General features: G+C 41.7%; 12 protein-coding genes, 16 tRNA genes and 3 rRNA genes. 5 read left to right on the top strand and 26 right to left on the bottom strand.

What is annotated here, in order from left to right; genetic code table 11:
* Positions 1–108 precede the first annotated feature (108 nt).
* From IGI49_RS03290 to IGI49_RS03275, 4 genes are read left to right on the top strand one after another with little or no spacing between them, the layout of a single operon-like run.
* Positions 109–819: a DNA alkylation repair protein gene (locus IGI49_RS03290; RefSeq protein ID WP_429963330.1), complete on the top strand. Its 711-nt coding sequence runs from the start codon at positions 109–111 to the stop codon at positions 817–819.
* 33 nt (positions 820–852) lie between these two features.
* The gene (locus IGI49_RS03285) at positions 853–1,113 is read left to right on the top strand and encodes a hypothetical protein (RefSeq protein ID WP_207701641.1); all 261 of its coding nucleotides are present in this window, start codon (positions 853–855) and stop codon (positions 1,111–1,113) included.
* Between the two features lie 18 nt (positions 1,114–1,131).
* On the top strand, positions 1,132–1,785 hold the full coding sequence (locus IGI49_RS03280; RefSeq protein ID WP_429963329.1) for an ABC transporter ATP-binding protein: 654 nt from the start codon (positions 1,132–1,134) through the stop codon (positions 1,783–1,785).
* On the top strand, positions 1,766–2,524 hold the full coding sequence (locus IGI49_RS03275; RefSeq protein ID WP_429963328.1) for an ABC transporter permease: 759 nt from the start codon (positions 1,766–1,768) through the stop codon (positions 2,522–2,524). Before IGI49_RS03280 ends, IGI49_RS03275 begins: the two co-directional genes overlap by 20 nt.
* Positions 2,525–2,572: 48 nt before the next feature.
* Here the strand turns inward: IGI49_RS03275 and ilvA are convergent, their stop codons facing one another.
* The 7 genes from ilvA to IGI49_RS03240 all read right to left on the bottom strand — a co-directional run bounded on the left by ilvA (position 2,573) and on the right by IGI49_RS03240 (position 12,712).
* A complete protein-coding gene (gene ilvA, locus IGI49_RS03270; protein WP_207701644.1) occupies positions 2,573–3,829 on the bottom strand; it encodes a threonine ammonia-lyase IlvA in 1,257 nt (418 codons plus the stop codon).
* Positions 3,830–3,849: 20 nt separating this feature from the next.
* Positions 3,850–4,845, bottom strand: a complete 996-nt coding sequence (gene ilvC, locus IGI49_RS03265) for a ketol-acid reductoisomerase (RefSeq protein WP_207701645.1) — start codon at positions 4,843–4,845, stop codon at positions 3,850–3,852.
* Positions 4,846–4,896: 51 nt separating this feature from the next.
* Entirely contained in the window at positions 4,897–5,373 is a 477-nt protein-coding gene (gene ilvN / locus IGI49_RS03260; protein ID WP_034694235.1) for an acetolactate synthase small subunit, read from the bottom strand.
* Between the two features lies 1 nt (position 5,374).
* A complete protein-coding gene (gene ilvB, locus IGI49_RS03255; RefSeq protein WP_429963327.1) occupies positions 5,375–7,084 on the bottom strand; it encodes a biosynthetic-type acetolactate synthase large subunit in 1,710 nt (569 codons plus the stop codon).
* An 11-nt stretch (positions 7,085–7,095) separates the two neighbouring features.
* Positions 7,096–8,778: a dihydroxy-acid dehydratase gene (ilvD, locus tag IGI49_RS03250; RefSeq protein WP_207701647.1), complete on the bottom strand. Its 1,683-nt coding sequence runs from the start codon at positions 8,776–8,778 to the stop codon at positions 7,096–7,098.
* 405 nt (positions 8,779–9,183) lie between these two features.
* Positions 9,184–10,989: an ABC transporter ATP-binding protein gene (locus IGI49_RS03245; RefSeq protein WP_429963326.1), complete on the bottom strand. Its 1,806-nt coding sequence runs from the start codon at positions 10,987–10,989 to the stop codon at positions 9,184–9,186.
* Positions 10,970–12,712, bottom strand: coding sequence for an ABC transporter ATP-binding protein (locus tag IGI49_RS03240; protein ID WP_429963325.1), 1,743 nt, complete (start codon positions 12,710–12,712; stop codon positions 10,970–10,972). The genes IGI49_RS03245 and IGI49_RS03240 overlap by 20 nt, the downstream gene beginning before the upstream one ends.
* Positions 12,713–12,787: 75 nt before the next feature.
* Here IGI49_RS03240 and IGI49_RS03235 point away from each other — a divergent pair, with 75 nt between their 5' ends.
* The gene (locus tag IGI49_RS03235; protein WP_429963324.1) at positions 12,788–13,621 is read left to right on the top strand and encodes a MerR family transcriptional regulator; all 834 of its coding nucleotides are present in this window, start codon (positions 12,788–12,790) and stop codon (positions 13,619–13,621) included.
* A gap of 403 nt (positions 13,622–14,024) precedes the next feature.
* Here the strand turns inward: IGI49_RS03235 and IGI49_RS03230 are convergent.
* The 19 genes from IGI49_RS03230 to IGI49_RS03140 all read right to left on the bottom strand — a co-directional run bounded on the left by IGI49_RS03230 (position 14,025) and on the right by IGI49_RS03140 (position 20,498).
* Positions 14,025–14,108: transfer RNA gene (locus IGI49_RS03230), tRNA-Leu, on the bottom strand.
* 70 nt (positions 14,109–14,178) lie between these two features.
* Positions 14,179–14,250: transfer RNA gene (locus IGI49_RS03225), tRNA-Gln, on the bottom strand.
* An 8-nt stretch (positions 14,251–14,258) separates the two neighbouring features.
* A tRNA-His gene (locus IGI49_RS03220) sits at positions 14,259–14,331 on the bottom strand.
* Positions 14,332–14,382: 51 nt separating this feature from the next.
* Positions 14,383–14,466 (bottom strand) — tRNA-Leu (locus IGI49_RS03215).
* A 20-nt stretch (positions 14,467–14,486) separates the two neighbouring features.
* Positions 14,487–14,557: transfer RNA gene (locus IGI49_RS03210), tRNA-Cys, on the bottom strand.
* A gap of 34 nt (positions 14,558–14,591) precedes the next feature.
* Positions 14,592–14,663 (bottom strand) — tRNA-Gln (locus IGI49_RS03205).
* Positions 14,664–14,671: 8 nt separating this feature from the next.
* Positions 14,672–14,744, bottom strand: a tRNA-His gene (locus IGI49_RS03200).
* Between the two features lie 11 nt (positions 14,745–14,755).
* A tRNA-Trp gene (locus IGI49_RS03195) sits at positions 14,756–14,826 on the bottom strand.
* 8 nt (positions 14,827–14,834) lie between these two features.
* A tRNA-Tyr gene (locus IGI49_RS03190) sits at positions 14,835–14,915 on the bottom strand.
* A gap of 1 nt (position 14,916) precedes the next feature.
* Positions 14,917–14,992 (bottom strand) — tRNA-Phe (locus tag IGI49_RS03185).
* A gap of 31 nt (positions 14,993–15,023) precedes the next feature.
* Positions 15,024–15,099, bottom strand: a tRNA-Asp gene (locus IGI49_RS03180).
* 3 nt (positions 15,100–15,102) lie between these two features.
* A tRNA-Val gene (locus IGI49_RS03175) sits at positions 15,103–15,175 on the bottom strand.
* A gap of 12 nt (positions 15,176–15,187) precedes the next feature.
* A tRNA-Glu gene (locus IGI49_RS03170) sits at positions 15,188–15,259 on the bottom strand.
* Between the two features lie 15 nt (positions 15,260–15,274).
* Positions 15,275–15,363, bottom strand: a tRNA-Ser gene (locus IGI49_RS03165).
* A gap of 48 nt (positions 15,364–15,411) precedes the next feature.
* Positions 15,412–15,485: transfer RNA gene (locus IGI49_RS03160), tRNA-Asn, on the bottom strand.
* A gap of 10 nt (positions 15,486–15,495) precedes the next feature.
* Positions 15,496–15,611: ribosomal RNA gene (gene rrf, locus IGI49_RS03155) — 5S ribosomal RNA — on the bottom strand.
* 65 nt (positions 15,612–15,676) lie between these two features.
* Positions 15,677–18,588: ribosomal RNA gene (locus IGI49_RS03150) — 23S ribosomal RNA — on the bottom strand.
* 171 nt (positions 18,589–18,759) lie between these two features.
* A tRNA-Ala gene (locus IGI49_RS03145) sits at positions 18,760–18,832 on the bottom strand.
* A 107-nt stretch (positions 18,833–18,939) separates the two neighbouring features.
* Positions 18,940–20,498, bottom strand: a 16S ribosomal RNA gene (locus tag IGI49_RS03140).
* Together the 16S, 23S and 5S rRNA genes with 16 tRNA genes alongside form the textbook arrangement of a ribosomal RNA operon.
* Positions 20,499–20,986: the final 488 nt, after the last annotated feature.

The following is a 20,986-nucleotide window of genomic DNA, read 5'->3' as shown; positions in this document are numbered from 1 at the left end:
GAACATATAATACATCAAAATTGGTCAAACTCAAAATATTTTGTCTTAAAGTTTAAATAGACGAATATTCAAGAGTGAGAGATAATAGAATATAAAAAGAGGTGTGTTATGACAATTGATAGAATTCTACAATACTTACAAGATGAAGCTTCCGACAAATACAAACAAAATATAATAAAATTAGGAATCCCTGCTAGAGATGCTATTGGTGTTCCTACCTCAGAACTAAGAAAATTTGCTAGAAAACTACCGAAGGAAAAAGGCTTCCTTTTTGAACTGTGGAGAACTGGTTATCACGAATGTAAGATTCTAACCGTCTTATCGTTAAAACCACGGGAGTGTACAAAAAAAGATATTACTGCTTTAATAGACGATGTGTATTCTTGGGATCTTTGTGATCTTATCTGCAAAACAATCCTTATTAGGATAAACTTTGAAGAATACATTCGTGACTGGATTAATTCAGAGGAACTTTATAAGAAACGAGCAGCTTTTACTTTAATTGCCAGTACTTCCACCCATGCTAAGTTGTCCCTAGACGAAATTGACGACTATCTGAATCTAATTAAAGTTTATACAGACGATGAGCGCCTTTTAGTTAAAAAGGCTGCTTCCTGGGCCTTAAGGGAGTTAGGCAAAATCAGTTTGGAAAGTAGAGAACTCTGTATTCAATCGGCAATGGAATTGCAACAAGAAACTTCCAAATCAAAGCAGTGGATTGCTACTGATGCTTTGAAAGAGCTAACCACTTTAGTTCAGGTCGAAGGTCGGGCCCGCTTAATATCCAATAAATCAAAAATGGGAAAGCAAACTCTTTGATAATCGAAAATGCACTTAACAGGAGGAAACTAAATGAAATCTTTTGAAGAACAACTGGCGATGGTTCCATCAGAGATTAAAAATGCTTGGAGTTCAAACTTTGTATTTATCCTAGATATAGAGAAAGAAAAATTCTGGCATTTTCCTGCAAGACAATGGTCAGAAGAACAAATCAAAAAATATTTTTTTGATCGCTATCAGGCAGATAGTCATTTTATCACTTATCCTGCCTATCAAGTTAAGCATCTGATAATTGAGAAGCACCCTGAATTATTTGTCATTATTCCAGTATAAGTAGAAAGGATTTTTTTGATGCCTTTGTTAGAAATAAAAAATATTAGTTATCAACCCGATCAACAACTAATTATTAATCACATCAGTATGCTGGTTGAAGCCAACGACTTCTTAACTATATCAGGTCCTTCTGGTGGTGGAAAAAGTACACTTCTCCGCTTAATTGCCTCATTGGCTACACCAACCTCTGGTGAAATCATTTTTTCTGGAAGAAATCAATCTGATTATCCTTACACTGAATATCGAAGACACGTTTCTTATTGTTTTCAACAACCTACCCTTTTCGGTGACAGTGTCCGCGATAATCTAATTTTTCCATACCAAATACGAGGGAAAATAGTGAATGAAGAGTCTATGCTCGAACACCTCCAAATGGTAGATTTACCTAAATCTTATCTTGATAAACCGATTACCCAACTTTCTGGTGGTGAGCGGCAACGTGTTGCTTTAATTCGCAATATTTTGTTCTTACCACGAATTTTATTATTAGATGAGGTTACAGCAGGTCTGGATGAAAGAAATAAAACAATTATTCAGCAGCTGTTTGCACAGATTCATCAAAATAAGGTAACTATTTTGCAAGTTACTCATGATGAGGCTGAAATACAGGCGGCTGATACAATTATGTGGATCAAAGGAGGACAATTAACAGATGAACCTGTCCGTCAATAATTTATCACTAGTTCTTTCTTTCGGGTTAGTGCTTATCGCTATAGCAATAAGCCAAAAAGAAAAATTAGATTTGTCAAAGGATATTTTCTATAGTATCTTTCGAGCGGTTATCCAATTAGTCATTGTGGGTTATGTATTGAAGTACATTTTCCAGGCAGATAATAATTTTTTAACGACTGCTATGAGTTTATTTATTGTATTTAACGCTGCTTGGAATGCCCACAAACGTAATCCTAGTCGGCATAAGAAATATATACATTCTTTGTTAGCCATTCTAATTAGCACTTATGTGACTTTGGGCGTATTGATTCTGTCGGGAGCTATACAATTTATCCCTTCACAAATTGTTCCTATTACTGGGATGATTGCCAGCAACTCGATGGTTGCGATCGGCTTGTGCTATCGCAACCTGAATACACAGTTTCATGATCAGCGGCAGCAAGTTTTGGAAAAACTAGCTTTAGGGGCCTCCGTAAAACTAGCCGCTCAGCCAATTCTACAACACAGCATCAAAACGGCAATGCAGCCTACCATCGATTCTGCTAAAACAGTAGGCTTAGTAAGTTTGCCGGGTATGATGTCCGGGTTGATTTTTGCAGGTTTAGATCCTGTCCATGCCATCAAATATCAGATCATGGTTACTTTCATGCTTCTGTCTGCTACTAGTTTAGGTTCAATTATTGGGGGCTATAGTGCTTATAAAAATTATTTTAACGAAATGCATCAATTAGTTGATTAGGTTTAGAAAAAAAGGTTTACGATCCTTTTACCGATCGTAAACCTTTTTTTAGACTAATAATCCATATAATGTTTGATTCTCACTTAAATCAATGTAGTTAGGATCAAATTGTTTAATATTTTTTAGCAGAGCAGGCAAATCCTCTTTACGTTTAAGTAAAATCCCTAAGATAACTGGTCCAGCACCTCGATTAATTTTCTTCGTATATTCAAATCTAGTAATATCGTCATCTGGTCCCAGAACCTCGGTAACAAATTCCTTCAATGCCCCTGGACGTTGTGGGAAGCTTACTACAAAATAATGTTTTAAGCCTTCATACATTAATGAACGTTCTTCAATTTCTGCCATACGATTAATATCATTATTCCCGCCGCTGATGATGCATATGACCGTTTTCCCTTTGATCTCATCCTTCAACGGCTCCAAAGCTGCTACACTCAAAGCACCTGCCGGTTCAGCAACAATCGCTTGTTTGCCATACATTTCTAGAATTGTTGAACATACTAAACCTTCATCTACTGTTACTAAATTGTCAACGTATTTGTTAGCATGGACATAGGTAATCTCTCCGACCCTTTTAACTGCAGCGCCATCAACAAATTTATCGATTTCGTCTAGTTCAATCGGTCCTTCATTATCAAAAGCCGCTTGCATTGAAGGAGCCCCTGCCGGTTCAACACCAATTACTTTAGTTGTCGGCGAAGTGTTTTTTACATAGGAAGAAACTCCACTAATCAATCCCCCGCCTCCAATAGCTGCTAAGATATAATCTGGCTTGAATCCCTCTCGTTCAGCATCAGTCATCATTTCCAAAGCCAAGGTTCCCTGACCAGCAATGATATTAGGATCATTAAAAGGATCAATAAATGTCATTCCATTTTCTTCGCAATACTTCTTTGCTGCTGTTGCAGATGCATCAAACGTATCCCCTACTAAAAAAATTTTGGCGTTATCTCCACCAAAAAATTGAACTTGAGACACTTTTTGCTGAGGAGTTGTGCTAGGCATAAAAATCGCTGCTTGAGTATTTAACTCATGACAGGTATATGCAACACCCTGCGCATGATTTCCCGCACTGGCACAAACAACCCCTTTTTGCAATTGAGCTGTTGATAACTTTTTAATTGCATAGTAAGCACCCCTTAGTTTAAACGAGCGCACCTTTTGCAGGTCTTCTCGTTTAAACAGAACATTGGCCTGATACTTTTCTGATAGATAACGATCATATTGGAGCGGGGTATGTGTGACTGCGTTTTTCAACAGCTGATAGGCAGTTCGCACATCACTATCTTTGACGATTTCCATCTTCCACACTCCTTGTCTAATTAGTCTTTACGAGAAACAAATGGCATCATTTTACGTAATTCAGCACCAACTTTTTCAATTTGGTGTCCAGCATTTTCTTCACGCATTTTCTTGAATTCAGGGAAGCCTTTTTTGTTGTCTTCAATAAATCCGTTCGCAAAGTTACCATTTTGGATATCTGTCAGAACTTCTTTCATATTTGCTTTTGCTTGTTCAGTGATTACACGAGGTCCTGATACATAGTCACCATACTCAGCAGTGTTAGAGATAGAATCACGCATTTTCGCGAATCCACCTTCATAAATCAAGTCAATGATTAATTTCATTTCATGACAAACCTCAAAGTAAGCCAATTCTGGTTGGTACCCTGCTTCAACTAACGTTTCAAAGCCCGCTTCGATCATGCTTGTTAAGCCGCCACATAATACTGCTTGTTCACCAAACAAATCAGTTTCAGTTTCTTCTTTAAAGGTCGTTTCCAAAACACCCACTCTTGTCGCACCAATACCTTTTGCGTAAGATAATGCAACTTCTTGAGCAGCTCCTGTTGCGTCTTGATAAACAGCGAATAAAGCTGGCACAGCAAATCCTTCAGTGAAGGTACGACGAACCAAGTGACCGGGTCCTTTTGGAGCTACCAAGAATACGTCAACATCCTTTGGTGGTTTGATAACATCAAAATGAATGTTAAATCCATGAGCAAACGCTAAAGCATTACCAGCTTCTAAGTTAGGTTTTATTTCATTTTCATATAAAGAACCTTGAATTTCATCCGGTGCCAAAATCATTACTACTTCAGCTTTTTTGGTTGCTTCACTCACTGGTAATACTTCAAAACCATCTTCCCGGGCTGCATCGGCTGATTTCCCTTCGCGAGCTCCAATAATTACTTCATGACCTGTATCACGTAAATTTTGAGCATGGGCATGGCCTTGAGAACCATAACCAATAATTGTAATTGTTTTTCCTTCTAATACGTCTTTTGCTACTGCATCATCATAATAAACTTTAACCATAAATTTATTCTCCTCCGTTTTTCAACTATCTATTAAAAGCAAAATTTGCGATTAACCTCTGGTAAATCCGGTAACTCCGGTACGAGCCATTTGTTTAATTCCATATGGCTTTAAAACATCAATACATGCATTCACTTTATCGGTCGATCCAGCAACCTGGACTACTATAGATTTTAGCGAAACATCGACAATATCAGCACGAAACGGATCAATCATTGCTTGAATTTCAGAACGAATCGGGGCTGGCGCATTAACTTTAACCAAAGCCAACTCTCGTTCTAAATGCGGTTCATCAGTAATATCTGAAACTTTGATTACCGCAATTTGTTTGTTAAGCTGTTTCGTTACTTGCTCTACTTCAGCAAGTGTATCCGCCTGAATAATCATAGTTAGACGCGAAATTCCCTCTACTTCGGTTGTACCAACTGAAATATTTTCAATATTTACTTGTCGACGATTTAAAATACTCGTAATTCGACTTAGTGTTCCTGATTGGTTGTGAACTTTTGCTGTAATCATTCTTCGCATTCTATTCCACCCCCAACATTTTATCGTTTGGTTGTCCGGCAGGAATCATAGGAAGGACATGCTCGCGATTATCAACCACTACTTCAATCAGCAGTGAACCTTTTGTAGCAAATGCATCTCGCAACTGCTTATCCAAAGTTAACGGATCAGTGATCTTAACCCCGTTAATTCCATATGCTTCCGCCATTTTCATGAAGTCAGGCTGTACATCCAGAACCGATTGAGATCGTCGTTCATTGAAGAATTTTTCTTGCCACTGGCGAACCATTCCTAACGAGTGATTGTTCATCAAAACAAATTTGATATCTAAGTCGTAAATATTTAAAATCGCTAATTCTTGATTCGTCATTTGGAATCCGCCATCTCCAACAAATACAACTACTGAACGATCCCTTTCACCAAACTTCGCACCAATTCCAGCCGGTATACCGTAACCCATAGTTCCTAATCCGCCACTAGTAATTAACTGGTTAGGAAAACTGAATGGATAAAATTGCGCAACCCACATTTGATGCTGTCCTACATCTGTAACTACATAAGCATCCCCTTCAGTAATATCAGCTACAATTTCAATTACTTTTTGTGGTTTGATGACCTCAGAGCTATCCTTATAGTGCAACGGATATTGTTCTTTCCGCTCATGGCAAAGTTCCAACCACTCACTGCAGTCAGGTTTATCTACCTTCTTTTCCAGCATTTGCTGCAACGCAATTTTTGCATCCGCTACAATTGGAATATCGGTAGGCATGATTTTTCCAATTTCTACTGGATCAATATCAATGTGTGCAATCACTGCCTCTTTTGCAAAAGCTTCGGGGTTACATGCCAACCGATCATCAAAACGACAACCAATGCTCAGTAGAAAGTCTGATTCCATCATGGCCATATTTGCAGCGTACGTACCATGCATACCACCCATTCCCAAAAATAGTTCATGGCTATTAGGAAACACACCCAGCCCTAACAAACTGGAAACTACTGGTACTTGGTAATAATCAATTAGCTTACGGAGTTCTTCACTGCCTTCCGCCGCGGCGACTCCTCCACCTATTAATACAATCGGCTTTTTAGCCTTTGAAAGCTGCTTCATCAATCGATCAATTTGAATTTTTGAAGGAACCGTATTGGGCTGGTAACTTTCTAAATGGACAACATTGTCACATTCTGCATAGGCCTCTAGAACCGTCATATCCTTCGGCAAATCAATAACAACTGGACCTTTTCTGCCAGTGGTAGCTATATGGAATGCCTCATGAACAATTTTGGGCAATTCTTCAATATCACGAACCTGGTAGTTGTTCTTAGTAATTGGTAAAGTAATTCCTAAAACATCCGCTTCCTGAAAAGCATCTTTTCCAATCCCAGGGGTTGTTACCTGTCCAGTAATAACTACGAGAGGAACTGAATCTCCCATGGCATCAGCAATTCCAGTTACTGCATTCGTAGCTCCTGGACCACTAGTTACAATTACGACACCTGGCTTTCCTGTCGCTTTGGCATATCCTTCAGCCGCATGGACCGCGCCTTGTTCATGACGAGTCAAGATATTGGGAATCGTTGTTTCATCATAAAGAGCATCGTATAGAGGCAATACGGATCCTCCAGGGTAGCCAAAAATAATTTCTACGCCTTGCTTATGCAAACAATCTAAGAGCAAGTGAGCCCCTGACATCTTTTGCCGTTGCTGTGTTTGAGTCTCTACTTTTTCCATAACGATTCCTCCTATTCTTCTGGTAATTTCATAACTCCACCGGTATGAGCCGAAGTAACAAGTGCTGAATAACGTGCCAACCATCCTTTTTTCACTTTTGATTTGAACTTAGGCAATTGATCCTTGCGTTTCATCATTTCCTCTTCAGAAATATCTGCATTTAATGTACGATTAGTGAGATCAATAGTAATCGTATCCCCATCTTGTACGAAGGCTAAAGGTCCACCTGCTGCTGCTTCTGGTGATACATGTCCTACCGCAATTCCTCGAGTAGCTCCTGAGAAACGCCCATCCGTGATTAAAGCAACATCTTTTCCTAAACCTCGTCCAACAATACTTGAGGTTGGTGCCAGCATTTCCGGCATTCCTGGGCCACCTTTTGGTCCTTCATAACGAATTACTACTACATGGCCTTTACCAACAGTGTGGTTATCAATTGCTTCAACTGCTTCATCATGAGAACTGAAACAAATTGCTTTTCCTTCAAAGACCTTGATGCTTGGATCAACACCACCGACTTTAATAACACTTCCTTCAGGAGCAATATTACCGTACAGAATGGACAAACCGCCTACTGGACTATAAGGATTTTCCTTAGGATGAATAACTTCTTCATTTTTGATCGTCCAATCTTTAACACTTTCTCTTAATGTTTCTCCTGTGACTGTTATACGATCTGGATGGATTGCTCCGTCAATTGAAACTAACTCGTTGATAATTGCTGGAACACCTCCTGCTTCATGTACATCATGCATAGAATATGCTGAAGATGGTGCAATTTTAGATAAATAAGGAACTCTTTTAGCTATCTCGTTAATATCTTCTTGGTTATAGTCAATCTCAGCTTCGTTAGCAATTGCCAATGTATGCAATACTGTATTGGTTGAACCTCCCATTGCCATGTCTAATGCAAAAGCATCATCAATTGCTTCTTTCGTCACAATATCTCGTGGTTTAATTTGCTTTTTAACCAATTCCATCAATTGAACTGCTGATTTTTTCACTAATTCCCGTCTTTCATCAGATACTGCTAAGATAGTTCCGTTACCAGGAAGGGCCAAGCCTAACATCTCAAGCAGGCAATTCATCGAGTTAGCAGTAAACATTCCGGCACATGAACCGCAAGTAGGACAAGCATTTTGTTCCATGAAAGTAAAATCTGCTTCTGACATTTGACCTTCCTTAAAGGCACCTACGGCTTCAAACATGGAAGACAATGTCGTTTGGTGACCAGTTGGATCGATTCCTGCTTTCATAGGACCTCCGGAACAGAAAATTGCAGGAACGTTGGTACGCATAGCAGCCATTATCATTCCTGGTGTAATCTTGTCACAGTTAGGAATGTAGAAGACACCGTCAAACCAATGAGCATTGATTACTGTTTCAGCAGAATCGGCAATCAGCTCCCGACTTGGTAAAGAATAGCGCATACCAATGTGTCCCATCGCTATACCATCATCTACACCAATTGTATTAAACTCAAACGGAATGCCACCCGCTTCACGAATCGCTTCTTTAGCGACATCAGCCAGTTCTCTCAGGTGCACATGACCGGGCACAATATCAATATAGGAATTACATATTGCTATAAATGGTTTATTCATATCTTCAATATTCTTGACTTGTCCAGTAGCATAAAGTAAACTACGGGCCGGTGCTGCATCAATTCCTTTTTTTATTTGATCACTTCTCATATGTTTCATCTCCCATTCAATTTAAAAAAGCATCCCAACAATAAAGTGGGATGCTTTTGCAAGAATCCCATTCCTTAACGCAAATAGGACTCAAACATTCGGATAAACATTCCTCCGGCGTTCTAAGTCCTGTACTCAATAATTAATAAGACGATTTGATTCATTTGAGTGTATTTGCGCATAAAAAACGGCTCCTTATCATTAAGTTTATCTAATGATTTTCTCATTAATTTCATTAACTATACCGCTAACAAAATTAAAAGTCAATGAGTTTTCAGAATATTTTTTACACTTGCGTAAAACGGGATGATTTTTTTCATTTCGTAAACGAAAAGAAGCTTTTTGACAAATCTTTCTTTGAGATTTTGGCATAAGAAAAAGCCCAACAACTGTCGAGCTTTTGTCTTACGATTGAGCGAATTGGCTATTGTAAAGATTCGCATAAAAATCATCTTTTTCCATCAAGCTATCATGACTACCTTGCTCAATAATTGATCCATTCTTCATGACTAGAATCAAATCAGCATTTTTAATCGTTGATAAACGATGAGCAATTACAAAGCTTGTCCGCTCACTAGTCAACCGACCCATTGCTTGTTGAATCATTTCTTCTGTTCTGGTGTCCACACTTGAAGTTGCTTCATCGAGAATTAAGATTTGCGGATCAGCTAAGATAGCACGAGCAATCGTCAGCAACTGTTGTTGTCCTTGAGAGATTTGCCCATCCTCAGAAGAAATAATTGTGTCGTAACCATTTGGCAATGTACGAATAAAATGGTGACATTGTGCGGCTCTCGCTGCCTGAATTACCTCTTGACGAGTAGCTTCTGGATTACCATAAGCAATATTTTCTGCTACTGTTCCTTCAAACATCCAAGTATCCTGCAGCACCATACCAAACTTGCGACGAATAGCTGCACGTGAAAAGTGATTAACATTCTTGCCATCAATTTCAATCTTCCCACGATTTAAATCGTAAAAACGCATTAATAAATTGATCATCGTAGTTTTTCCAGCCCCGGTTGGTCCAACGATTGCTACCATTTGCTTAGGTTTAACTCTAAAATTAACATCTTCCATCAACAAATGCTCTGGCTGATAGCCAAAAGCTACGTGCTTAAATGTAACCTCCCCAATAACTTTTTCTGGTACAGATAAAGACAATGGTTCTTCGCTTTCTTCTTTCTGATCCAAAATCTCGAAAATTCGTTCTAGCGCTGCAAAAGCACTTTGCAAACTATTGATCACATATGAGACTTGCGTAATAGGCTCAGAGACTTGATTAACATATTGTAAATACGCTTGAACTAAACCAATTGACATCTGACCATTAATCACCATAATCCCACCGACAACAGCGCTCGTAACAAAGCCTAGTTGATTGACTAATCGGATCAACGGATTAATAGCGAAGCTGACAAACTGAGCCTTTTTAAAGGCTTGGAATTGCGCTTCGTTTAATTCGTCTAATTCTTTCATCGTTTTTTTTTGACGATTATAGGCCTTAATTACTAAATTACCTGAATAATCTTCTTCAGCCTTAGTTCCTACAGCTCCTAAAGCAACTTGGTTTTGCGAAAAGTATTCTTGATTCTTATTAGCCAAATAATTAGTCAGAAATAAACTAATTAGGAGAATCACGACAATACCAATAGTCAGCAACGGACTCAAATAAATCATCAAACATAAACCAATTAAGATCGAAAGAACTGCCGAAATCAGTTGCATTAAACCAACTTGTAAGACTTCAGAAACTTTGTCTAAATCTAAAGTAGCTCTAGTTAAGATATCACCAGTCTTGTATTGGTCAAAAAAGTTCATTGGTAATCGGTTCAATTTTTCAGTTAGTGTTCTTCTTAACCTTAGAGTCAATGTCTCAGCAACACTAGCCATTGTATATTCCTGCAATAATGAAAACAGTGCTACACCTATCCAAGTCAGGAAAAGGAAAAGAACCGGTTGTCTTAAAGCCGCCACTAAACTATTTAATGAAAATTGATTATTTTGGAATAGCGCAATAATTGCGTCTAAACCCCAGCCCAAGATTAAAGGAGTGACTCCCATTAAAGCAGCAAAACAAATTGCAGAAGTAATGATAATCAAGAAACGTCCTTTTTGAATCGCTAGTAGTTTAAACAAACGAAGGCCAGTTTTTTTCATATCTTTTGGCACTTCTGTATCTACAGTTTCATCAACTTGCTTCATGCTCATACTTTTCCTCCCCCATTCCTTGAGATTTGGCAAACTCTTGGTAAACCCGGCAGGTTGTCAGCAACTCTTCGTGAGTGCCCTTGCCTACAATTTTTCCTTCTTCTAAAACAATAATTTGATCGGCGTCTTTAATAGTAGAAAGACGTTGTGCAACAATTACTACAGCAGCATCTTTTAAAAAAGTCTTCAATGCATGTCGTAATTTTGTATCTGTTTGATAATCCAATGCTGAAAAACTGTCATCAAAGAAATACAGATCCGCAGGCTTAATCAATGCTCTGGCAATACTTAGGCGCTGCTTTTGCCCACCTGAGAAATTATTACCTTTTTGCGCAACAGTTGCCTGATACTGTCCATCTAGTCCCTCAATAAACTCTTCGGCCTGAGCAATTCTGGCAACCTGTTGGATCTCTTCGGTAGTTGCTTCTGGATTCCCGAACAAAAAATTATCTTCAACAGTTCCACTAAATAAGAAAGCCTTTTGTGGAACATAACTAATGCGATCTCTTAAAGCATTCTGCGAAACATTTTTAATCGAATCCCCTAAAAAATGAATTTCACCTTTCGAAGTGTCTTTAAAACGCAATAACGCCTTGGCGATTGTACTTTTCCCTGAGCCAGTTCCTCCGACGATTGCAGTAGTTCCTACCGGTATATCAAAGGTAATATCAGATAAAACAGCTTCCTCTGCTCCGCTATAAGCAAAATCCACCTGATTAAATACAGCAACAGGCCCTTTTTCTCGGGATTGAAAGTCATCTTTATATCCATCACTGATTTCTTCTTCTTTTTCCACTACCTCTCCGATACGTTCTAAGGATGCTAAAGCTTTAGGAATCATCACGATGACCATTGCTGCCATGGTTAAGAACCATAAACTCAAAATCGTATACTCGCTAATTGCTGTTAAACTCCCGATTGGAACGTTGCCCTGTAGAACTAAAACTCCACCGAAAGCCAAAACAGCCGTCATTCCAAGCCCCATCACCAAATTGACAGTTGGATTTAATATAGCAAACAACTTATTTACACGAATCATTACGTCAGCATAAGTACCAAATGTTTGATCTGTGCGTTCCTTCTCAAATTTGGTTTTATCAAAGGCCCTAATAACACGGACACCTGTATAAAATTCTCGTAGTACTTGCATCATCTTATCCATTCTTTGCTGCATAACATCAGCTAAAGGGATCGCTTTTTTAATAACAGCTAAAGAAATAATTGAAAATAGAATGATTGATAGTGTAGGTATCCAAACAAAGCGCCAAGAAATTGCTCCTGTCAGCATAATGGATGCAATACATATCAATGGAGCAGGGATAATCATTTGGAACACCATCATCAAAATCTGTTGGATATTAGTGATATCACTAGTCGTCCTAGCTAATAATGTTGGAGTACCAAATTCTTCCATTTCTGCCAGTGACAAATACTGCGTCTTCTCAACTAAGCGTTTACGCAAAAAATAGCCGAAGCGTCCGGCTAAAATGGCTGAATAATAACTAGCAATAATAGAAACAATTCCAGTAAGTACAGCTACTCCCAACATTAAGCCTCCATTACGCCAAATAGCTCCTTGATCCTTAGTTAGTATACCTTTATCAATAATTTCAGCAACATAGTAGGGAATCATTAATGTTCCCACAGCTTGTAAGATCATTAAGATGAAGGTTGCCAAAAACATCTTTCGATAATCCTTGAAAAAAATTTTAAATAATTTCATCTTCTATTCCTCCTTCTCAAATGATAGAATAAACTGTAACGTAACGTTACAGTCAAGAAAAAAGAGGAGTTTCTCATGAAAAAATATCTCTCGGTCAGTGAAATGGCAAAATATGCAGGCATTAGTCGACGAACGCTAATTTATTACGATCAGATCGATCTATTTAAACCCATAAAAGTTGGAGTTAACGGGTATCGTTATTACGGTATTGATCAATATTTCGAATTAGATGTCATCTTACTTCTTAAAAATATAGGAATGCCTTTAGAAGAAATTCATACTTTCTTGAATAATCGTAATGTTGATTACGCTGTTCAAGAATTCTATCGTCAACGATCGAAGGTGGATAAACAGATTGTCATTCTCAAAGATATCCGTACTTCTTTAGACAGCTATATTAAACGTTATGAAACTTTAAAAAATTTTGATCTAGAATCTATTACCTACAGTTATCGTGAGGCCGAGTCTTTTGTTATTTCGGATGTCATAGACAGTATTGATGGTATAGACTCTGTTGAAATTTATGGCCGTTTTTATTCTTCTGTTGACAGTAAAGACTTATTCAGTGGATATCCAATTGGCTTTTTGGTGGATGGTGCAGCCTTTTATGAAGAAAATTTCCATGTAGCTCCATACCGCGCTTTAGTAAAAATCTCTGATGAACGTTTACCGCTTTATAAGTCTCAGAAGATCGTAACACGTCCGGCTGGTTATTATGTATCTGGATTTATGAAAGATGAAATTCATCATATTAATATTTTCAACAACCATTTTAGAAATTACTTAAAGAAAAATAACTTAGTGCTTGATGGTGATATTTGGGAACTGCTTTGGCAAGATGAAGCTACCTCGGAACACCCCGAAGATCAAATTTTTGAAGTACTAATTCCCGTTAAGGAAATGGCATGAGCTCCCGAAAAAACATACTGTGACATGCGACTTTAGAAGAAACAGTTACTTTGGCAGAAATTTGTACATTTAAATATTTTTTGAAAAAAAATAGAGGATAGTTAGCTGTGCTTATAAATCCAAATTAACTGAACCATAGCATAGTTTAATACTTCTAATTATGAGAAAACATTTAGATGATGATAGTTCAAAGATTTTAGCTTTGTTTGTAAAAGAGTACCATCTACTACGATCAAATGAAGCATAAACTGATCTTGGTTTTGATGGCATAACTAGAGGATTTTTCACATAGAAACTTGGAACATATCTAAATATCTAACATTAATTTTCCATAAAGTATCACAAAAAAATAGGCTGAAAAATAAAAAGACCTATCAGCAATCAAACTGCTGATAAGTCTTAATACCGGCGGCCGGGGTCGAACCGGCACGCCCGTGAGGGCACTGGATTTTGAGTCCAGCGCGTCTGCCAATTCCGCCACGCCGGCATGTTAATAAATGAGTGCTAAGTACTAGTTATTATACTATTTTATGCTCTTAATCTCAAGAAAATAGTAACTGGGGTAGCTGGATTCGAACCAACGCATGAGGGAGTCAAAGTCCCTTGCCTTACCGCTTGGCTATACCCCAATAAAAAGGGCGAACGATGGGAATCGAACCCACGAGTGCCGGAGCCACAATCCGGTGCGTTAACCACTTCGCCACGATCGCCATAACGTTATTCAAATAAAAAACTAAGATGAAATTACGCATCTTAGTTTATACCGGCGGCCGGGGTCGAACCGGCACGCCCGTGAGGGCACTGGATTTTGAGTCCAGCGCGTCTGCCAATTCCGCCACGCCGGCATGTTAATAAATGAGTACTAAGGCGGTAACCGGATTTGAACCGGTGATGAAGGTTTTGCAGACCTCTGCCTTACCACTTGGCTATACCGCCATATTTAATTTCACTTTACTTAAAAATTAAGTAACTGGGGTAGCTGGATTCGAACCAACGCATGAGGGAGTCAAAGTCCCTTGCCTTACCGCTTGGCTATACCCCAATAAAAAGGGCGAACGATGGGAATCGAACCCACGAGTGCCGGAGCCACAATCCGGTGCGTTAACCACTTCGCCACGATCGCCGTAATAAGAACAGGGGCAGCAGGAATTGAACCCACACTAACGGTTTTGGAGACCGCTGTTCTACCTTTAAACTATGCCCCTAAAAGAAATGGAGGAGAGTGGATTCGAACCACTGAACCCTAAGGAACGGATTTACAGTCCGTCGCGTTTAGCCACTTCGCTACTCCTCCATGGTGGCGCGGGACAGAATCGAACTGCCGACACACGGAGCTTCAATCCGTTGCTCTACCAACTGAGCTACCGCGCCATAATGAATAGTTTAAATTAATTTAATTAAATGGCGGTCCCGACGGGATTTGAACCCGCGATCTCCTGCGTGACAGGCAGGCATGTTAACCCCTACACCACGGAACCGAATGGAGGTTAACGGGTTCGAACCGCTGACCCTCTGCTTGTAAGGCAGATGCTCTCCCAGCTGAGCTAAACCTCCATAATTAATTAATGACCCGTACGGGAATCGAACCCGTGTTACCGCCGTGAAAGGGCGGTGTCTTAACCGCTTGACCAACGGGCCAAAAGTAGATTGAAACGGAGAGTAAGGGATTCGAACCCTTGAGACAGGATTACCCGCCTACATGATTTCCAATCATGCTCCTTCGGCCGCTCGGACAACTCTCCAAGACTGGAGCATAAAAGCCCTACACCCTTAATTGTCTCTTGCGAGAACTCCGGCAGTAGGACTCGAACCTACGACATCATGATTAACAGTCATGCGCTACTACCAACTGAGCTATGCCGGAATAATAATACGCGTGGCGGCGTCCTACTCTCACAAAGGGAAACCCTTCACTACAATCGGCGCTAAGAAGCTTAACTTCTGTGTTCGGCATGGGAACAGGTGTATCCTTCTTGCCATCGCCACCACACTATTTACTTGAGTAAACTTCGCTCACTCAAAACTGGATCAGAAAATAAACTCTCCCGAGTTTTTTTGGTTAAGTCCTCGATCGATTAGTATCAGTCCGCTCCATACATCACTGCACTTCCACTTCTGACCTATCTACCTGATCTTCTCTCAGGGATCTTACTTTCTTAAAGAAATGGGAAATCTCATCTTGAGGTGGGCTTCACACTTAGATGCTTTCAGCGTTTATCCCTTCCCTACATAGCTACCCAGCGATGCCTCTGGCGAGACAACTGGTACACCAGCGGTAAGTCCATCCCGGTCCTCTCGTACTAAGGACAGATCCTCTCAAATTTCCAACGCCCGCGACGGATAGGGACCGAACTGTCTCACGACGTTCTGAACCCAGCTCGCGTGCCGCTTTAATGGGCGAACAGCCCAACCCTTGGGACCGACTACAGCCCCAGGATGCGACGAGCCGACATCGAGGTGCCAAACCTCCCCGTCGATGTGGACTCTTGGGGGAGATAAGCCTGTTATCCCCAGGGTAGCTTTTATCCGTTGAGCGATGGCCCTTCCATGCGGAACCACCGGATCACTAAGCCCGACTTTCGTCCCTGCTCGAGTTGTAGCTCTCGCAGTCAAGCTCCCTTGTGCCTTTACACTCTGCGAATGATTTCCAACCATTCTGAGGGAACCTTTGGGCGCCTCCGTTACTCTTTAGGAGGCGACCGCCCCAGTCAAACTGCCCATCTGACACTGTCTCCCAGCCCGTTTAGGGCTGTGGGTTAGAGTGGCCATAACACAGGGGTAGTATCCCACCATTGCCTCAGCCGAAACTGGCGTCCCGGCGTCTAAGGCTCCTACCTATCCTGTACATGTGGTACAGACACTCAATATCAAACTGCAGTAAAGCTCCATGGGGTCTTTCCGTCCTGTCGCGGGTAACCTGCATCTTCACAGGTACTAAAATTTCACCGAGTCTCTCGTTGAGACAGTGCCCAAATCGTTACGCCTTTCGTGCGGGTCGGAACTTACCCGACAAGGAATTTCGCTACCTTAGGACCGTTATAGTTACGGCCGCCGTTTACTGGGGCTTCAATTCGTACCTTCGCTTACGCTAAGCACTCCTCTTAACCTTCCAGCACCGGGCAGGCGTCAGCCCCTATACGTCATCTTTCGATTTTGCAGAGACCTGTGTTTTTGATAAACAGTCGCTTGGGCCTATTCACTGCGGCTGATCGTTAGATCAGCACCCCTTCTCCCGAAGTTACGGGGTCATTTTGCCGAGTTCCTTAACGAGAGTTCGCTCGCTCACCTTAGGATGCTCTCCTCGACTACCTGTGTCGGTTTACGGTACGGGCCGTTGTTTTCTCACTAGAAGCTTTTCTTGGCAGTGTGACATCAGGAACTTCGGTACTGTTATTTCCCTCCCCGTCACAACTTGTCCTTAAAGAAGTAAGCATTTGACTCACCTCAAGACTCATTGCTTGGACAGACATTTCCGATCGTCTGATTCCTTAGCCTACTGCGTCCCTCCATTGCTCAAACAAAAACAACGGGTACAGGAATATCAACCTGTTATCCATCGCCTACGCCTTTCGGCCTCGGCTTAGGTCCCGACTAACCCTGGGCGGACGAGCCTTCCCCAGGAAACCTTAGTCATACGGTGGACAGGATTCTCACCTGTCTTTCGCTACTCATACCGGCATTCTCACTTCTAAGCGCTCCAGCAGTCCTCACGATCTACCTTCAACGCCCTTAGAACGCTCTCCTACCATCGTACCATTGGTACGATCCACAGCTTCGGTAGTATGTTTAGCCCCGGTACATTTTCGGCGCAGGGTCACTCGACTAGTGAGCTATTACGCACTCTTTAAATGGTGGCTGCTTCTAAGCCAACATCCTAGTTGTCTGTGCAACCCCACATCCTTTTCCACTTAACATACATTTTGGGACCTTAGCTGGTGGTCTGGGCTGTTTCCCTTTCGACTATGGATCTTATCACTCACAGTCTGACTCCCAGAGATGAATGAATGGCATTCGGAGTTTATCTGAATTCGGTAACCCGAGATGGGCCCCTAGTCCAAACAGTGCTCTACCTCCATCATTCTCACTCTGAGGCTAGCCCTAAAGCTATTTCGGAGAGAACCAGCTATCTCCAAGTTCGTTTGGAATTTCTCCGCTACCCACACCTCATCCCCGCACTTTTCAACGTACGTGGGTTCGGTCCTCCAGTGCGTTTTACCGCACCTTCAACCTGGACATGGGTAGATCACATGGTTTCGGGTCTACGACCACTTACTCATTCGCCCATTTCAGACTCGCTTTCGCTGCGGCTCCGTCTTTTCGACTTAACCTCGCAAGTAATCGTAACTCGCCGGTTCATTCTACAAAAGGCACGCCATCACCCATTAACGGGCTTTGACTTGTTGTAGGCACACGGTTTCAGGATCTATTTCACTCCCCTTCCGGGGTGCTTTTCACCTTTCCCTCACGGTACTGGTTCACTATCGGTCACTAGGGAGTATTTAGCCTTGGGAGATGGTCCTCCCGGATTCCGACGGAATTCCTCGTGTTCCGCCGTACTCAGGATCCTCCTAGGTGCTATCCAAATTTCATCTACGGGGCTTTTACCCTCTCTCGCAGACTTTTCCAAGTCCTTCGATTATTTGAATAAACTACCATATCGGAGTCCTACAACCCCAAGATGCAAGCATCTTGGTTTGGGCTTTTCCCGTTTCGCTCGCCGCTACTCAGGGAATCGAATTTTCTTTCTCTTCCTGCAGGTACTTAGATGTTTCAGTTCTCTGCGTCTACCTCTAATCAGCTATGTATTCACTGAAAAGTAACATCCTATCAAAGATGTTGGGTTTCCCCATTCGGAAATCTCCGGATCAAAGCTTACTTACAGCTCCCCGAAGCATATCGGTGTTAGTCCCGTCCTTCATCGGCTCCTAGTGCCAAGGCATCCACCGTGCGCCCTTATTCACTTAACCTTATCAACCTTACGGTTGGTTCTTGATCTTCTCTTCTAGCGATAGAAGTCCGATCAATAAAAAAAGCAATTGAACGATTAAAAACTCATTCAACGCGGTGTTTTTTCTCGGTTTGTTTGTTTATTTTCTGTATCCAGTTTTCAATGAACGAATGATGAACAATATCATCAATGGAGCCTAGCGGGATCGAACCGCTGACCTCCTGCGTGCAAAGCAGGCGCTCTCCCAGCTGAGCTAAGGCCCCGGGTATTTTCTTGAAAGTAAACCTCTCAAAACTGAACGAATAAAAGCAAGCCTGTGTAGTCTTCCGTAACGCTAGGCTGGCATTGCTGCATCCTAGCTTATCCTTAGAAAGGAGGTGATCCAGCCGCACCTTCCGATACGGCTACCTTGTTACGACTTCACCCCAATCATCTATCCCACCTTAGGCGGCTGGCTCCAAAAGGTTACCTCACCGACTTCGGGTGTTACAAACTCTCGTGGTGTGACGGGCGGTGTGTACAAGGCCCGGGAACGTATTCACCGCGGCGTGCTGATCCGCGATTACTAGCGATTCCGGCTTCATGTAGGCGAGTTGCAGCCTACAATCCGAACTGAGAGAAGCTTTAAGAGATTAGCTTAGCCTCGCGACTTCGCGACTCGTTGTACTTCCCATTGTAGCACGTGTGTAGCCCAGGTCATAAGGGGCATGATGATTTGACGTCATCCCCACCTTCCTCCGGTTTGTCACCGGCAGTCTCGCTAGAGTGCCCAACTAAATGATGGCAACTAACAATAAGGGTTGCGCTCGTTGCGGGACTTAACCCAACATCTCACGACACGAGCTGACGACAACCATGCACCACCTGTCACTTTGCCCCCGAAGGGGAAGCTCTATCTCTAGAGTGGTCAAAGGATGTCAAGACCTGGTAAGGTTCTTCGCGTTGCTTCGAATTAAACCACATGCTCCACCGCTTGTGCGGGCCCCCGTCAATTCCTTTGAGTTTCAACCTTGCGGTCGTACTCCCCAGGCGGAGTGCTTAATGCGTTAGCTGCAGCACTGAAGGGCGGAAACCCTCCAACACTTAGCACTCATCGTTTACGGCGTGGACTACCAGGGTATCTAATCCTGTTTGCTCCCCACGCTTTCGAGCCTCAGCGTCAGTTACAGACCAGAGAGCCGCCTTCGCCACTGGTGTTCCTCCATATATCTACGCATTTCACCGCTACACATGGAATTCCACTCTCCTCTTCTGCACTCAAGTTTCCCAGTTTCCAATGACCCTCCCCGGTTGAGCCGGGGGCTTTCACATCAGACTTAAGAAACCGCCTGCGCTCGCTTTACGCCCAATAAATCCGGACAACGCTTGCCACCTACGTATTACCGCGGCTGCTGGCACGTAGTTAGCCGTGGCTTTCTGGTTAGATACCGTCAAGGGGTGAACTTTTTACTCTCACCCTTGTTCTTCTCTAACAACAGAGTTTTACGATCCGAAAACCTTCTTCACTCACGCGGCGTTGCTCGGTCAGACTTTCGTCCATTGCCGAAGATTCCCTACTGCTGCCTCCCGTAGGAGTTTGGGCCGTGTCTCAGTCCCAATGTGGCCGATCACCCTCTCAGGTCGGCTATGCATCGTTGCCTTGGTGAGCCGTTACCTCACCAACTAGCTAATGCACCGCGGGTCCATCCTCGAGTGACGCAAAAGCGCCTTTCAAAAGAAAACCATGCGGTTTTCTTTGTTATGCGGTATTAGCACCTGTTTCCAAGTGTTATCCCCCGCTCGAGGGTAGGTTACCCACGTGTTACTCACCCGTTCGCCACTCCTTTTCTTCCGGTGGAGCAAGCTCCGGTGGAAGAAAAAGCGTTCGACTTGCATGTATTAGGCACGCCGCCAGCGTTCGTCCTGAGCCAGGATCAAACTCTCATAAAAAGTGTTTGAAACAGTCTTGCGACTGTTAAGCTCAATTTAAAAATTGATTCGCTAGCAATTGCTTGCTATGTTGTTTGCTTCTATATAATAGAAGCGCCCTACACATTTGGTTTGTTTTATTCGTTCAGTTTTCAAAGGTCTACTTGATAAAATCGACTGTTTCTTGTTGCATCAGCAACTCTTAAATCTTATCATTTCGCCGTTTAAAAGTCAATAAGTTTTTTTGCTTTTTTTGTTTTAAAAAAACATGATTACTATCTATCGTTATCAGCGACTTTATAAAAATACCATAAGTGAAATCATCCGTCAACAAGTTTTTGAAAAAATATTTTCAGAAGATTTCATCTCATTGGAACAAATAATAATATAGCAATTTTCATCATTTAATGCAACTATAAAATAGAATTCTTCTACATTTTTTCTTAATGCGAACAAAATGTCCCTATACTAAAATAACGTTCGATTTTTGAAGCAAAAATAACAGTATA

The organism is Enterococcus sp. AZ071 (assembly GCF_050499065.1).
In the GTDB taxonomy this organism is placed as follows: domain Bacteria; phylum Bacillota; class Bacilli; order Lactobacillales; family Enterococcaceae; genus Enterococcus_A; species Enterococcus_A ferrettii.
Note: the sequence above shows the minus strand (reverse complement) of the source record. Positions and strands in the feature narration are given on the sequence as shown.

Excerpts from the sequence above, each read along its gene's own strand:
- IGI49_RS03240 (WP_429963325.1), bottom strand. The coding sequence starts at position 12,712 with ATGAAATTATTTAAAATTTTTTTCAAGGATTATCGAAAGATGTTTTTG.
- ilvB (WP_429963327.1), bottom strand. The coding sequence starts at position 7,084 with ATGGAAAAAGTAGAGACTCAAACACAGCAACGGCAAAAGATGTCAGGG.
- IGI49_RS03290 (WP_429963330.1), top strand. The coding sequence starts at position 109 with ATGACAATTGATAGAATTCTACAATACTTACAAGATGAAGCTTCCGAC.
- IGI49_RS03235 (WP_429963324.1), top strand. The coding sequence starts at position 12,788 with ATGAAAAAATATCTCTCGGTCAGTGAAATGGCAAAATATGCAGGCATT.
- ilvA (WP_207701644.1), bottom strand. The coding sequence starts at position 3,829 with ATGGAAATCGTCAAAGATAGTGATGTGCGAACTGCCTATCAGCTGTTG.
- IGI49_RS03275 (WP_429963328.1), top strand. The coding sequence starts at position 1,766 with ATGAACCTGTCCGTCAATAATTTATCACTAGTTCTTTCTTTCGGGTTA.
- ilvN (WP_034694235.1), bottom strand. The coding sequence starts at position 5,373 with ATGCGAAGAATGATTACAGCAAAAGTTCACAACCAATCAGGAACACTA.
- ilvD (WP_207701647.1), bottom strand. The coding sequence starts at position 8,778 with ATGAGAAGTGATCAAATAAAAAAAGGAATTGATGCAGCACCGGCCCGT.
- ilvC (WP_207701645.1), bottom strand. The coding sequence starts at position 4,845 with ATGGTTAAAGTTTATTATGATGATGCAGTAGCAAAAGACGTATTAGAA.
- IGI49_RS03280 (WP_429963329.1), top strand. The coding sequence starts at position 1,132 with ATGCCTTTGTTAGAAATAAAAAATATTAGTTATCAACCCGATCAACAA.
- IGI49_RS03285 (WP_207701641.1), top strand. The coding sequence starts at position 853 with ATGAAATCTTTTGAAGAACAACTGGCGATGGTTCCATCAGAGATTAAA.
- IGI49_RS03245 (WP_429963326.1), bottom strand. The coding sequence starts at position 10,989 with ATGAGCATGAAGCAAGTTGATGAAACTGTAGATACAGAAGTGCCAAAA.